The organism is Pseudomonas sp. SIMBA_067 (assembly GCF_046534675.1).
Lineage (GTDB): Bacteria > Pseudomonadota > Gammaproteobacteria > Pseudomonadales > Pseudomonadaceae > Aquipseudomonas > Aquipseudomonas putida.
This window is the reverse complement of record NZ_JAWRYH010001293.1, coordinates 1-238: the sequence shown is the minus strand read 5'-3', so window position 1 is coordinate 238 and position 238 is coordinate 1. Positions and strand designations below refer to the sequence as shown.

Sequence of the window (238 nt, the reverse complement as noted above, 5' to 3'; positions counted from 1 at the left end):
AGTCAGCTTTTTAGTGTGGGTGGTTTCTATACTGCGGATTCGCGATTGATCGTAATCAAGTAAATCGATGACGGCGTCTGCAAGGGTACGGCCCGCGCATTTCTCCAACCATTTGATCATCATCTGAAAGGCACCGGCCGGGGTCGCGGCAGTGACGCGGTCCCGATCAAGCACCAGACTGTCCAATGTCACGCTTGCATGCGGTGAGCCTTCGGACAGGGCGAGGCGCTGTTCGGGA

1 pseudogene is annotated in these 238 nt (G+C 56.3%); it reads right to left on the bottom strand.

Annotation, left to right across the window (positions count from 1 at the left end):
- Window positions 1-238: pseudogene (locus tag SB765_RS33490) on the bottom strand (GlxA family transcriptional regulator); the annotation flags it as partial.